Raw genomic sequence first — 13445 nt, 5'->3', positions numbered from 1 at the left:
GCTGTGCAAACACTGAGAGCGGGTGGTCGGCGCTTTCGTTGTCTGCTCTACTGAACCCTGCGGCCGACCAGATCGACGGAGGAGCGGTGCGAATTCTGCTGGTGGAGGACGAGGTGCGCCTCGCCGAGACGGTCCGTCGTGGTCTGGTCGCCGAGGGGTTCGTCGTCGAGTTGGCGCACGACGGGCTCGACGGCTACGCCGCCGCGGTCGGAGGCGAGTTCGACGTGGTGGTCCTCGACATCATGCTGCCGGGCATGAACGGCTACGACATCGTCCGAGAGCTCCGGCGGCGTGAGGTGTGGACGCCGGTGCTGATGCTGTCCGCGAAGGACGGTGAGTACGACCTCGCCGACGCCTTCGACCTGGGCGCCGACGACTACCTCGTCAAACCGTTCTCGCTCGTCGTGCTGACGGCCCGGCTGCGGGCGCTGGTGCGGCGCGGTGCGCCGGCGCGGCCGGCCGTCCTGAGTGCCGGGAACCTGGAGTTGGACCCGGCGCGGCGGCGTGTGAGCCGTGGCGGGACGGTGTTGACGCTGACACCTCGGGAGTACAGCGTCCTCGAATTCCTGATGCGTCGCGCGGGGTCCGTGGTGTCGAAGCTCGAGATCCTGCAGTCGGTGTGGGACAGCCACTACGAAGGCGACGACAACATCGTCGAGGTCTACATCGGGTACCTCAGGCGAAAGGTGGACGCGCCGTTCGGCACTCACACGATCGCGACTGTTCGCGGGGTCGGCTACTGCCTGGAGTCCGAAGTCTGATCCGCGCTGTCGGCGGGCAGGGTCACGACGAATCGTGCTCCGCCGCCCTCGGGTTCGGTGACCAGGACGGTCCCGCGGTGCACCGCCACGATCTCCGCGACGATGGCCAGGCCGAGTCCCGTTCCGCCGCCGTCCCGGGTCCGGGGGCTGTCCAGCCGGACGAACCGTTCGAAGATCCGCGCCCGCTGCGCTTCCGGCACGCCGGGCCCGTCGTCCTGGACCGTGATCACGGCGGACCCCTCGTGGATCCGGCACTCGAGTCGAATCTCGTTGTGGGCATGTCGAACCGCGTTGTCCACGAGGTTGCGGACCATGCGGGCCAGTTGTCGTGGATCGCCGTGCACCCGGGCGGGGGCGATCTGTGTGCGCGCGCGGATGTCGGGCAACGCGCGGCACCGGGCGGCCTCGGCAAACAGGATGTCGTCGAGGTCGACGTCCGTGGCGGTTGCGGTCAGGCCCTGCTCGTCGGCCCTGGCCAGGATCAGCAGATCCTCGAGGAGGTCGCGCATTCGGCGGGCTTCGGGAAGGAGGGTGTCGTCGACGAGCGCCGTGTCGATCAATTCGGGCTTGCTGTGGGCCAGTTCGAGGGCGGCGGTGATGGTGGCGAGCGGACTGCGCAGTTCGTGCGACGCGTCGCTGACGAAGCGACGCTGCGTGACGCTGCCGTGTTCGAGCCGGGCCAGCATGTCGTTCATGGTCTCCGCCAGGCGGGCGATCTCGTCGTGCGTTCCCGGCACGGGCACTCGCTCGTCCAGCTTCCCGGACGAGATCGACGACACCCGGGTGCGGATCTGCTCGACGGGTTCGAGCGCCGCGCCGACGAGACGGTAGGTCGCCAGGGCGACCAGGGCCACGACGATCGGCCCGCCTGCGGCGAGGAGCAGCGCGACGGTCGTGACGACCCGCTCGACCGGTTCCCGGTCCGCCCCGACCAACACCGTCCATGGGGCGGCCGTCGGCCCCGCGCTGTGGGCCACGATCCAGTAGTCGCCTCCTTGGCGGTCCTTCACCCGCCCAACGGATTCCACTTTCCAGGGCTCCGACAGTGGTGCCGCCAGAGGGGACTGGGCTGCGCCCGCCGACTCCACGACGATCGATCGGTCGGGGCCCAGCACCTGGATCACGCCGACCTGGTCGTCGGTCGCGAGCAGACCTGGATCGAGACTCGCGGGCGACGCGTTCTGCAGTTGCGTGGCGATCTGCTGGGCGCGGGCCTCGGCCGCGTCGCGGGCCGACTGCCCCAGCGCGCGATAGAGAACGAACACCATCGCACCGCCGGCGAGGACCAGGCAGAAGATCACGACCAGTGCGGCCGCGACCGCGGAACGCGCACGGACATTCCATCGGCGCGGATCCAGCGGACCAACTCTCACCTTCGTCTGCCTCCCAGAGCTCCTTGCGCTGCGACCGTCAGGCCTGCCAGAGACGACGGTACGGGCGCGCGTCGTCGAGTGGCGGTGTTCCTCAGCCGATCCTCAGCCTCCGCGCAGCAGAGAACCCGGGCGCACGGTGCGTGCGCCCGGGTTCTCGGAGAGGACTTGCCTACCGCGCGACGGCCTTGGCCGCGCCGCGGCGAGCCGCATCGTGGGCGGCGATGTAGCCGTACACCAGGCCCTGGCCGATCGTCGCGCCGGCGCCCGGGTACGACTTGCCGAACGCGTTGGCGGCGGTGTTGCCGATCGCGTAGAGCCCGTCGATGACGCTGCCGTCCTCACGCAGGACGCGGGCGTTCTCGTCGGCGAGGACGCCGCCGCAGGTGCCGAGGTCGCTGAGCACCATCTCGATCGCGTACAGCTGGGTCGTGTCGAGCGAACGCAGGTTCGGGTTCGGGCTCTGGGTCGGGTCGCCGTAGTAGCGGTCGTACGCGCTCTGACCGCGCTTGAAGTCGGGGTCGTTGCCGACGGCGGCGAAGCCGTTGAACCGGTCGAGCGTGGCGCGCAGCTTCTCGGCCGAAACCCCCATCGACTCGGCCAGCTTCTCGGGCGAGGTCGCCGAGTGGGCGATGCCCGCCTTGTACCACCCACCGGGCAGGGGCTGACGCGGGAAGATGCCGCCGCCGAGGATGTAGCTGTTGCGGTACCGCTGGTCGAAGACGAGCCACATCTTCTCGATCGGCTTGCCTTCCTGCTCGCGCTTCAGGACGCCCTGGCCGAAGGACATGTAGTCCTTGGCCTCGTTGGCGAAACGCTCGGCGTCCTGGTCGACGATGAGCGAACCGGGCAGCGAGCGCTCGGCGAGCATGACGACGGGCTGACGGCCGGGTCCGGCCGAGAAGGCGGGGAACCACCACGACTGGTCCATCAGACCGATGCCGGCACCGACTTCCTGAGCGATCTTGATCGCGTCGCCGGTGTTGCCCTCGGCGCCCAGGCTGGCCTTCTCGCCCAGCGCGGGCGACTGGAACTTGTGACGCCACTCCATGTCGTGGTCGAAGCCGCCGGCCGCGAGGACGACGCCGCGGGTGGCGGTGACGGTGACCTCGGTGCCGCCGTACGCGAGCACCGCGCCGGTCACTCGGTCACCCTCGGTAACCAGGCGCACCAGCGACGTTTCCGTCCACACCGGGATGCCGGCGTTCACGACGCCCGCGAACATGCCGGCCGCGAGTGCCTGGCCGCCCGCCATGTATTCGCGCTTGATCGCCAGGCCGCCGATGCCCTGCGCGAGGCGGCGGATCGCCCGCGGGAAGCCCTTGAGCGGCTTGCGTGCGATGAGGTTGAGCCACTTGTAGTCGGCGCCGGTGATCGGCATCGGCAGCGGCGAGGCCATCAACCCGGGACGCAGGCGCTTGCGCTCCGCGCCGAGCACCGATGCGTCGAACGGCCGGCACTCGCACGTGCGGCCGAGGGACGATCCGCCCGGGTTCTCCGGGTGGTAGTCGGAGTAGCCCTTGGCCCAGAAGAACTTCATGGGGGTGGTGCGCTCGAGCATCTCGATCGCCTCGGCGCCGTGGTCGAGGAAGGCCTCGCCGCGCTCCGCCGGGGCCGCGTCGCCGACGACGGCGCGCACATAGGCGCGGGCGGCGTCGAGGGAATCGTTCGCCGCGTCCTTGGCGAGAACCGGGTTACCGGGGACCCAGAAGGCACCGCCGGAGCGCGCGGTCGAGCCGCCGACGTACTGGGTCTTCTCGACGATCAGGGTGGACAGACCGGCTTCGTGGCCGGCAAGCGCTGCGGCCATGCCGGTCCCGGAGCCGATGACGAGCAGGTCGACCGTGGTGTCGGACGGTTGTGAGGCGGGTCCCCGGTTGGCGGCCATCTGTGGTTCTCCTTTTGCCGGAAGGGTGGGACGTTGCCGGGCCGGCGGCGTGCGGCGGCCCGGCATCTCCCGACGAGGGTAGGGCGATCCGCCGGATCTCAGTCCGGGTTGTCCCGCCCAGTGGACGGCTACTTGCCTCGGATCGCGTCGAACACCTTGGGGTCGACGAGGGTCGAGGTGTCGCCCAGGTCGCGGCCCTCGGCGACGTCGCGGAGCAGGCGGCGCATGATCTTGCCGGAGCGGGTCTTCGGCAGTTCCGGCACGACGGTGATCTGTCGGGGCTTGGCGATCGGGGAGATCTCGGTGGAGACCTGTGCGCGCAGTTCCGCGATCAGCACCTCGCCGGTGTTGTCGGCGCCCTCCCGCAGGATCACGAACGCGACGATGCCCTGACCGGTGGTCTCGTCGGCGGCGCCGACGACGGCGGCCTCCGCGATCGACGGATGCCCGACGAGGGCGGACTCCACCTCGGAGGTGGAGATGCGGTGACCGGAGACGTTCATGACGTCGTCGACGCGGCCGAGCACCCAGAGGGCGCCGTCCTCGTCGTACTTGGCGCCGTCGCCGGCGAAGTACCAGCCCTCCTCGGCGTAGCGCGACCAGTAGGTGTCCTTGTAGCGCTCCATGTCGCCCCAGATGCCGCGCAGCATCGACGGCCACGGCTGGTCGAGGACCAGGTAGCCGCTCCCGCCGGCGCCGAGCTCGTGGGCCTCGTCGTCGACGATCTTCGCGGAGATGCCGGGCAGCGGCGCCATCGCGGAGCCGGGCTTGGTCGCGGTGATGCCGGGCAGCGGCGAGATCATGATCGCGCCGGTCTCGGTCTGCCACCACGTGTCGACGATCGGGGCGGTGCCGCCGCCGATCACGTCACGGAACCAGCGCCACGCCTCCGGGTTGATGGGCTCGCCCACCGAGCCGAGCAACCGGATCGACGACAGGTCGTGCGCGTCGGGGATCTCGCGGCCCCACTTCATGAACGTGCGGACCAGGGTCGGCGCGGTGTAGTAGATGGAGACGCCGTACTTCTCGATGATCTGGAAGTGCCGGTGCTCGTCGGGGGAGTTCGGGGTGCCCTCGTAGACGACCTGGGTGGCGCCGTTGCTCAGCGGGCCGTAGACGATGTAGCTGTGCCCGGTGACCCAGCCGATGTCGGCGGTGCACCAGTAGACGTCCTGCCCGGCCTTGTGGTCGAACACGTTGTGGTGCGTGTACGACGCCTGGGTCAGGTAGCCGCCGGAGGTATGGATGATGCCCTTGGGCTTACCCGTCGTGCCGGACGTGTAGAGGATGAACAGCGGGTGCTCGGCGTCGAACGGCTGCGCCTCGTGCACGGGCGACGCCTTCTCGACGGTGTCGTGCCACCACAGGTCCCGCCCCTCGACGATGTCGACGTCGATGCCGGTCCGCTTGACCACCAACACGTTCTGCACCGATGCCGCGCCGTCGACCGCCTCGTCGACGGCCGGCTTGAGCGGGGCCGCCTGGCCACGGCGCCACTGCCCGTCGACGGTGACGACGAGCTTGGCCTCGGCGTCGTCGATGCGCGAGCGCAGCGCGGTCGCCGAGAACCCGGCGAACACGACCGAGTGGGTCAGACCGAGCCGGGCGCACGCGAGCATCGTCACGATCGCCTCGGGGATCATCGGCATGTAGATCGCGACGCGATCGCCCGAGACCAGACCAAGGTCGGTGAAAGTGTTTGCCGCGCGGCTTACTTCGGCCAGCAGGTCGCTGTAGGTGATGTCACGGTGATCGCCCGGCTCGCCCTCGAAGTGGATCGCGACGCGGTCGCCGTTGCCGGCGAGGACGTGCCGGTCGACGCAGTTGTACGCGACGTTGAGGCTGCCACCGACGAACCACTTCGCTACCGGGGCGTCCGACCAGTCCAGGACCTCGGTCCACGGCGTCGCCCAGTCCAGGCGCCGGGCCTGGGCGTCCCAGAAGGCGAGCCGGTCGCGATCGGCCTCGGCCTGCAGCTCGGGGCCCGCGTTCGCCGTGGCCGCGAACTCCGCGCTGGGCGGGTACACCTCGGGGGCGTCGGTAGCACTGCTCGTCATCTCGGCTTGCCTTCTTTCCGATCGAGCTCTCGGGCGGAGCCTCGGGGAGTGTCACTGCGACGGTTATCGCACGTGTGAGGGTAGTCACACGTGACTGGCGTCGCATGATTCGCTCCCGTGGAGCGGTCACGGTGTGCGGCGATCGGTCGATTTCGAGCGACGGGCGGTCGACGGGCCTCGCTCGGCGGGTTCGTTGCGATCGGGCCTCGAACGGGTGCCGATCCGGTGGGTGCCCGGTCGACCGCCCGCGCCGACGTCCACCGCTCGCTATCGTCGCAGCACCAACCGTGCGTGCCCCGCCGGCGGGAGGAGTGCCTTGCGTATCGCGCGCGCCGCCGCGGCGGCGCTGGTGGTGGGACTGGCCGCGTCGGTGCTCGCAGCGTGCACCGGCGGGACGACGTCGGGCACCGGCATCGTCTACGCGTGGAGTGGTGAGCCGCAGAACCCGCTGATCCCCACCGACACCAGCGAGAACACCGGTGGGCGGGTGCTCGACGCCCTCTTCGCCGGCCTCGTCTCCTACACCGCCGACGGCGGCACCGAGAACGAGGTGGCCGAGTCTATCGAGAGCGCCGACGCGCAGCACTACACCGTGACGCTCGCGCAGGGCTGGACGTTCACCGACGGCACCCCGGTCACCGCGCGGTCGTTCGTCGACGCATGGAACTACGGGTCGCTGTCGACCAATGCGCAGCTGCAGTCGTCGTTCTTCGACCCGATCGAGGGCTACGACGAGGTCGCGGCGGCGAACCCGACGGCGCGGACGATGTCGGGGCTGCGGGTGGTCGACGACCGCACGTTCACGATCACGCTGAAACAACCGGAGTCGGCGTTCCCGAGACGGTTGGGATTCGCCGCGTACTACCCGCTACCGCAGTCGGCGTACGCGGACATGGCGGCCTTCGGCCGGCACCCGATCGGCAACGGACCGTACCGCTTCGCGAACGACGGTGCGTGGCAACACAATGTGCGGATCGATCTGGTCGCGAATCCGGGCTATCGGGGCAACCGGGTGGCGCACAACGCGGGCGTGACGTTCGTGCTCTACAGCAACCTCGACACCGCCTACACCGATCTGCTGTCGAACAACCTCGATGTGCTCGACGGCGTCCCGGCCAGTGCGCTCGAGACGTACGAGGAGGATCTACCGGGGCGCACCGTCAACCAACCGTCCGCCACGATCGAGACGTTCACGATCCCGGAGCGGTTGCCGCACTTCGGTGGTGAGGAGGGGCGGCTGCGCCGGCAGGCGATCTCGCAGGCGATCGACCGGGGGCGGATCACCGAGCGGCTGTTCGCGAGCACCCGGACACCGGCCCGGGATTTCACCAGCCCCGCGGTCGAGGGGTGGGCCCCAGATCTGCCCGGGTCCGAGCATCTCGACTTCGCGCCCGACCGGGCGCGGGCGCTGTGGGCGCAGGCCGACGCCATCGCTCCCTGGTCCGGGTCGTTCCAGATCGCCTACAACTCCGATGGCGGACACCAGGACTGGGTGGACGCGGTCTGCAACAGCATCCGCAACACGCTCGGAATCGACGCGCACGGTGCCCCGTATCCGACGTTCGCGCAACTGCGGACCGAGGTGACCGAACGGACGATCGAGACGGCCTTCCGCTCCGGATGGCAGGCCGACTACCCGCAGCAGTACGGCTTTCTGGCCCAGAACTACCAGACGGGAGGCAGCTCCAACGACGGCGAGTACTCGAACCCCGAGTTCGACCACCTGCTGCGGGCGTCGGCGGGCGCGACGGATCCGGTCGAGTCGCAGCAGTTGATCGACCGCGCGCAGGAGATCCTGCTGCGCGACCTGCCGGCGGTGCCGAACTGGAACCGCAACGCCACCGGGGCCTGGTCCGAGTACGTGACGAACGTCCGGATCGGCTGGGACGGGGTGCCGGTGTACTACCTGATCGAGAAGAAGTGAATCATGCTCCGATACACCGGCCGCCGTGTGCTGCAGATGATTCCGGTCTTCCTCGGGGCGACGTTCCTGATCTACGCGCTCGTGTTCCTGTTGCCGGGCGACCCGGTCGCGGCACTCGCGGGGGACCGGGCGCTCACCCCGGCCGTCACCGAGGAGCTGCGGGCCCGCTACCACCTCGACCAGCCGTTCCTGGTGCAGTACCTCGAGTATCTGAAGGGCATCGTCACGCTGGACTTCGGGACGTCGTACTCGGGACGTCCGGTCGGAGAGGTTCTGGCACAGGCATTTCCGATCACGCTGAAACTCGCGGTCATGGCCGTCGCGATCGAGACCGTGTTCGGGGTGGGTGCGGGACTGATCGCCGGCCTGCGGCAGGGCGGGGTGTTCGACTCCACCGTGCTGGTTGTGAGCCTGGTGCTGATCGCGGTGCCGGTGTTCGTACTCGGGTTCCTGGCGCAGTTCTTCGTCGCCATCCGGTGGGGGCTGGCGCCGCCCACCGTCGGCGCGGACACCAGCTTCTCCCGGATGCTCCTGCCCGCGTGCGTGCTCGCCGCGGTGTCGTTCGCGTACGTGCTGCGCCTCACCCGCACGTCCGTCGCCGCGACGCTGACCGCCGACCACGTGCGCACCGCGACCGCGAAGGGGCTGTCGAGGCCGCGGGTGGTCGGTGTCCACGTGCTGCGCAACTCGCTCATCCCGGTCGTCACGTTCCTCGGCGTCGACCTCGCGACTCTGATGGGCGGCGCGGTGGTCACCGAGGGAATCTTCAACATCAACGGGGTGGGCGGCACGATCTACCAGGCCGTCATCCGCGGCGAGGCGCCCACCGTCGTCTCGTTCGTCAGCGTCCTCGTCGTCGTCTACCTGGTGGCCAACCTGCTGGTGGACCTGCTGTACGCGGTCCTCGACCCCAGGATCCGCTATGTCTGACGAGCCGCGGGCAGAAGGGATGTGGGGGTCGGCGTGGCGGCGTCTGCGCCGCCGCCCGATGTTCCTCGTCGCGTGCGTGATCCTGCTCGTGGTGGCCGCCGTGGTGCTGTTCCCGTCGCTGTTCACCGATCTGGATCCGCGCTACTGCGACATCGCGGACAGCCTGGCACCGCCGCGGTCGGGGCACTGGTTCGGGTTCGATCGGCAGGGCTGTGACGTCTACGCCCGGACGGTGTACGGAGCACGCCCGTCGGTCACGGTGGGTGTGTGCGTCACCGCGGCGGTGCTGCTGATCGGGGTGGTGTTCGGTGCGTTGTCCGGCTACTACGGGGGTTGGGCCGATTCGCTGCTCTCGCGCGTCGCCGACATCTTCTTCGGCATCCCGCTGATCCTCGCCGCCATCGTGCTGATGCAACTGTTCGCGCAGCGCACCATCTGGACGGTGGTCGCGGTGCTGGCGCTGTTCGGGTGGCCGCAGATGGCGAGAATCGCGCGTGGAGCGGTCATCTCGGCCAAGTCCAACGACTACGTTCTCGCCGCCCGCGCGGTGGGCATGTCGCACCCGTCGATCCTGCTGCGACACGTGCTGCCGAACTCGTTGGCGCCCATCATCGTCCTGGCGACGATGCTGCTCGGCACGTTCATCGTCGCCGAGGCGACGCTGTCGTTCCTCGGGATCGGGCTGCCACCGACCACCGTCTCGTGGGGCGGCGACATCAGTACCGCGCAGGTCACCCTGCGGCGCGGCTCGACGATCCTGTTCTACCCGGCGGGCGCGCTCGCGATCACGGTGCTCGGCTTCGTGCTGCTCGGCGACGCCCTCCGTGACGCCCTCGACCCGACCACCGCGAGGCACCGACGATGACGGACCCGCTGCTCGTCGTCGAAGGGCTCGACGTCACGTTCGGGTCGGGTCCGACCCGGGTGTCCGCCCTGCGCGGGGTGGACCTGACGGTGCACCCGGGTCGGACGGTCGCGGTCGTCGGGGAATCCGGCTCCGGCAAATCGACACTCGCGCACGCGATCATCGGGCTGCTACCGGGCACCGGCCGGATCGCCGGCGGCCGGATCACGTTCGGCGGCGCCAACCTCGTCGGCGCCCCGGAGCGGGAGTTCGTCCGGATCCGCGGCAACGGCATCGGGTTCGTGCCGCAGGATCCCGCCACCAACCTCAACCCGGTCTGGAAGGTGGGCTTCCAGGTTCGGGAGGCGCTGGAGGCCAACGGGATCGCGAAGGGCCGCGCGGCGCGCAGGCGCGCCGAACATCTGCTCGCCGAGGCCGGACTGGACGACGCCGCGGCCCGGTCCGGGCACTACCCGCACGAGTTCTCCGGGGGCATGCGGCAGCGGGTCCTCATCGCGATCGGGCTCGCCGCGCGGCCCCGGCTGCTCATCGCGGACGAGCCGACCTCGGCGCTCGACGTGACCGTCCAACAGCGGGTCCTCGATCACCTTGCCGGGCTCACAAGCGAATTGGGCACCGCGGTCCTGCTCGTCACCCACGACCTGGGAGTCGCGGCCGAACGTGCTGAGCATGTCGTCGTGATGCACCGGGGGCGGGTCGTCGAATCCGGTCCGGCCGAGCGAATCCTCACCGACCCGGAGGACGAGTACACCCGCCGACTCGTGGCCGCCGCGCCGTCCCTGTCCGTGGCCCGGACCCGGCCGCCCGTGGAGCCGGGAGCGCCCCCGCTGCTCGTCGTCGACAACCTGCGGAAGGTGTTCCGCCGGCGCGCGGCGAAGCTCGGACACCACACCGAGGTCACCGCCGTCGACGGCGTCTCCTTCTCCGTCGCTCGCGGCACGACGACGGCGATCGTCGGGGAGTCCGGCTCGGGTAAGTCGACCGTCGCCCGCATGGTGCTGGGGCTGCTGCCGCTGGACGCCGGATCGGTGATGTTCGACGGCGCCGACGTCGCGGCGCTGGGCCGTCGGGAGCGGCAGTTCCGCCGCCGCGTCCAGCCCGTGTTCCAGGACCCCTACGGCAGCCTGGACCCGACGTACTCGGTGCAGCGGATCGTCGAGGAGCCGCTGCGGGTGCACGCGATCGGCGACCGCGGCGAGCGCGCCGCACGGGTGCGTGAGCTGCTCGACCGCGTCGCCCTGCCGACCGACCTGGCGCGCAGGTTCCCGGCGGAACTGTCCGGTGGGCAACGGCAGCGCGTCGCGCTCGCGCGGGCCCTCGCGCTCGGACCCGATTTGGTGGTGTGCGACGAGGCGGTGTCGGCGCTCGACGTCGTCGTGCAGGACCAGATCCTGCGCCTGCTCGACGACCTGCAGCGCGACCTCGGGCTGACGTACGTCTTCATCAGCCACGACCTGGCGGTCGTGCGCCGGATCGCGGACCGGGTAGTGGTCATGCACGGAGGCCGGGTGGTCGAGGCGTCCGACGCCGGGGAGGTCTTCGAGAACCCCCGCCACGAGTACACGCGCAGCCTGCTCGACGCGATCCCACACGGTCGGCGGCGCTGACAGGTCACGGGCGATCGGGCCGGCGCGGGCAGCGGGTAGCGTCTGGGCCGTGAGTGTTCCCGTGACTGATCCCCTGCGGCCGCTGTTGGACCTGCCCGGTGTGGTCGAGGCAGCGGATCGCGCGCGCGACGCGCTCGGCGAGGTGCATCGGCACAAGACGAACCGCCGGGGCTGGCCGCAGACGGCGACCGAGGCGTCGGTGCGCGCAGCCCGGGCGTCGGCGGCCATCGACGGCGGCTCGATGGAACTGCCCGTCCCCGGCACGGTGGGCGATCCGGTGCTCTCGGGCGCGCTGCGTGTCGCGCAAGCCCTCGACGGGGAGTCGCTGACGGTCATCCTCCCCACCTGGCAGCGGGCCCCGCTGCAGGCGCTCGCCCGCCTGCACCTGCTCGCCGCGGCCGACCTCGTCACCGACCCGGAAACGCTGGGACGCCCGCGAGCCGAGCGGGGCGTCGGGGAACGACTCGACATGCTCGCGCAGTTGATCACGGGCGGCACGAAGGCGCCGGCGCCGGTGCTCGCCGCGGTCGTGCACGGAGAACTGCTCGCGCTGCGTCCGTTCGGGGTGGCCGACGGGATCGTGGCCCGCGCCGCATCCCGACTGGTTGCCACGTCGACGGGACTGGATCCGCACAATCTCGGTGTGCCGGAGGTGAGCTGGATGCGCCGGGTCCCGGCCTACCGGGACGGGATCGAAGGATTCGTGTCGGGAACGCCCGAGGGCGTGGGCAGTTGGGTGATCCTGTGCTGCGGCGCCCTCGAGGCCGGCGCCCGCGAGGCGATGTCGATCGCCGATGCCGCTGCGGGCTGACCGCCCCCGAACATGCGAAGCGGGTGGTGTCACCGACCTGGGTCGGATCGCCACCCGCTAGCACGGACTGCCGGGTTACCATGCGTGCAAAATGGGTTGTGTGTCAACGGCCTCGGCGTAGGCTCGGTCGGTGGCGGGTCGTCCCTGCAACTCGTGCGGGGTCCTTGCCGTCAGGCGGCCGAGTCACGCAAGCCCACAACGCTTCTGCCCTTATAGTGGCTTGCTGCTCCGCGTGGGTGCCTGGTGCCCGTGCTGGGAAGTCCGTGTGGGGAATCGGCCCTTCTCTTCCGGGTCGATCCTGGCCTTCAGGCCTTCCGTAACTCCTTTGTACCCCGTGCTCCAACCCACTTCAAGTGGCAATTTTCCTTTGTGGCAGACGCCGGTTCAGTGTTTGCGGCGTCGCATGCCGTACATGAACGCCCCCGCGACGGCAGCGCTCGACAGCACCGCCGCGGCTGTCGCGGCCGTCGTCCGTGACGGCGTCTGCAGCCGGGCGCGGAGCGACACGGGGTTGTAGAAAGACAATACGGGCCAACCATTTTCGGACGCCGCGCGGCGAAGGGCGCGATCCGGATTGACGGCGGTGGGGTGGCCGACGGCCTCCAGCATCGGCAGGTCCGTGACCGAATCCGAGTAGGCGTAGCACTGCGTCAGGTCGTAGCCGTGGGCCTCGGCCAACTCGCGCATGGCCTCGACCTTGCCGTCCCCGTAGCAGTAGAACTCGAGCTCGCCGGTGTACCGGCCGTCCGCGACCACCATGCGGGTCGCGGCGCTGTACGTGGCACCGACGGCGGCAGCGATGGGAGCCACCACCTCCTCACCGGACGCGGACACGATCACGACGTCGTGGCCACGTGCCTTGTGATCAGCGATGAGGTCGGCGGCCTCGGCATAGATCAGCGGGTCGACGATGTCGTGCAGCGTCTCGGCGACGATGGTGCGGATCTGCTCGACGTCCCAGCCGGCGGTCATGTTCGTCAGGTGGGCGCGCATCCGCTCCATCTGGTCGTGATCGGCGCCGGAGAGGAGGAAGAGGAATTGGGCATAGCTGCCCTGTAATACCGACCGGCGGGTGATGAGTCCCTGTGCGAAAAACGGTCTGCTGAAAGCGAGGGCGCTCGATTTCGCAATGACGGTCTTGTCCAGATCGAAGAACGCGGCCACACGGCCGCGTTGGGTGAGTGCGCTCGGGAGGGCCGTCACGTGACCAAGAATAGGGGAGGAATGGGGTG

10 protein-coding genes are annotated in these 13445 nt (G+C 69.9%); 6 read left to right on the top strand and 4 right to left on the bottom strand.

Annotated elements, in window-relative coordinates; translation table 11 throughout:
- The first annotated feature begins 86 nt into the window (after positions 1–86).
- A complete protein-coding gene (locus tag ABI214_RS11315) occupies positions 87–761 on the top strand; it encodes a response regulator transcription factor (protein ID WP_348610269.1) in 675 nt (224 codons plus the stop codon).
- On the opposite strand, the gene ABI214_RS11310 is transcribed toward ABI214_RS11315, so the two are convergent.
- The 3 genes from ABI214_RS11310 to acs all read right to left on the bottom strand — a co-directional run bounded on the left by ABI214_RS11310 (position 737) and on the right by acs (position 6076).
- Complete coding sequence (locus tag ABI214_RS11310; RefSeq protein WP_348610266.1) at positions 737–2134, bottom strand: sensor histidine kinase; 1398 nt, start codon at positions 2132–2134, stop codon at positions 737–739. The two genes, ABI214_RS11315 and ABI214_RS11310, sit on opposite strands and share 25 nt — an antisense overlap.
- A gap of 169 nt (positions 2135–2303) precedes the next feature.
- Positions 2304–4019: a 3-ketosteroid-delta-1-dehydrogenase gene (locus ABI214_RS11305; RefSeq protein ID WP_348610263.1), complete on the bottom strand. Its 1716-nt coding sequence runs from the start codon at positions 4017–4019 to the stop codon at positions 2304–2306.
- A 128-nt stretch (positions 4020–4147) separates the two neighbouring features.
- Positions 4148–6076: an acetate--CoA ligase gene (gene acs, locus ABI214_RS11300; RefSeq protein ID WP_348610260.1), complete on the bottom strand. Its 1929-nt coding sequence runs from the start codon at positions 6074–6076 to the stop codon at positions 4148–4150.
- 316 nt (positions 6077–6392) lie between these two features.
- On the opposite strand from acs, the gene ABI214_RS11295 reads away from it, so the two are divergent.
- The 5 genes from ABI214_RS11295 (at position 6393) to ABI214_RS11275 (ending at position 12213) form a co-directional block, all read left to right on the top strand.
- Positions 6393–8000, top strand: coding sequence for a peptide ABC transporter substrate-binding protein (locus tag ABI214_RS11295; RefSeq protein WP_348610257.1), 1608 nt, complete (start codon positions 6393–6395; stop codon positions 7998–8000).
- Positions 8001–8003: 3 nt separating this feature from the next.
- Positions 8004–8930 (top strand): ABC transporter permease, encoded by a 927-nt coding sequence (locus ABI214_RS11290; protein ID WP_348610254.1) that lies wholly within the window; start codon positions 8004–8006, stop codon positions 8928–8930.
- Between the two features lie 19 nt (positions 8931–8949).
- Positions 8950–9795 (top strand): ABC transporter permease, encoded by an 846-nt coding sequence (locus tag ABI214_RS11285; protein ID WP_348611523.1) that lies wholly within the window; start codon positions 8950–8952, stop codon positions 9793–9795.
- Entirely contained in the window at positions 9792–11402 is a 1611-nt protein-coding gene (locus ABI214_RS11280; RefSeq protein ID WP_348610251.1) for an ABC transporter ATP-binding protein, read from the top strand. The genes ABI214_RS11285 and ABI214_RS11280 overlap by 4 nt, the downstream gene beginning before the upstream one ends.
- 61 nt (positions 11403–11463) lie before the next feature.
- On the top strand, positions 11464–12213 hold the full coding sequence (locus ABI214_RS11275; protein WP_348611520.1) for an oxidoreductase: 750 nt from the start codon (positions 11464–11466) through the stop codon (positions 12211–12213).
- A gap of 384 nt (positions 12214–12597) precedes the next feature.
- On the opposite strand, the gene ABI214_RS11270 is transcribed toward ABI214_RS11275, so the two are convergent.
- On the bottom strand, positions 12598–13416 hold the full coding sequence (locus tag ABI214_RS11270) for an HAD family hydrolase (protein WP_348610248.1): 819 nt from the start codon (positions 13414–13416) through the stop codon (positions 12598–12600).
- Positions 13417–13445: the final 29 nt, after the last annotated feature.

Origin of the sequence: Prescottella soli (assembly GCF_040024445.1) — a bacterium.
In the GTDB taxonomy this organism is placed as follows: Bacteria; Actinomycetota; Actinomycetes; order Mycobacteriales; family Mycobacteriaceae; genus Prescottella; species Prescottella soli.
The sequence above is the reverse complement of the archived record's forward strand: the minus strand, read 5'-3'. Positions and strand labels throughout refer to the sequence as shown.

Coding starts and splice junctions, on each gene's coding strand:
- ABI214_RS11305 (WP_348610263.1), bottom strand. CDS start 4,019: ATGGCCGCCAACCGGGGACCCGCCTCACAACCGTCCGACACCACGGTC.
- acs (WP_348610260.1), bottom strand. CDS start 6,076: ATGACGAGCAGTGCTACCGACGCCCCCGAGGTGTACCCGCCCAGCGCG.
- ABI214_RS11290 (WP_348610254.1), top strand. CDS start 8,004: ATGCTCCGATACACCGGCCGCCGTGTGCTGCAGATGATTCCGGTCTTC.
- ABI214_RS11285 (WP_348611523.1), top strand. CDS start 8,950: ATGTGGGGGTCGGCGTGGCGGCGTCTGCGCCGCCGCCCGATGTTCCTC.
- ABI214_RS11280 (WP_348610251.1), top strand. CDS start 9,792: ATGACGGACCCGCTGCTCGTCGTCGAAGGGCTCGACGTCACGTTCGGG.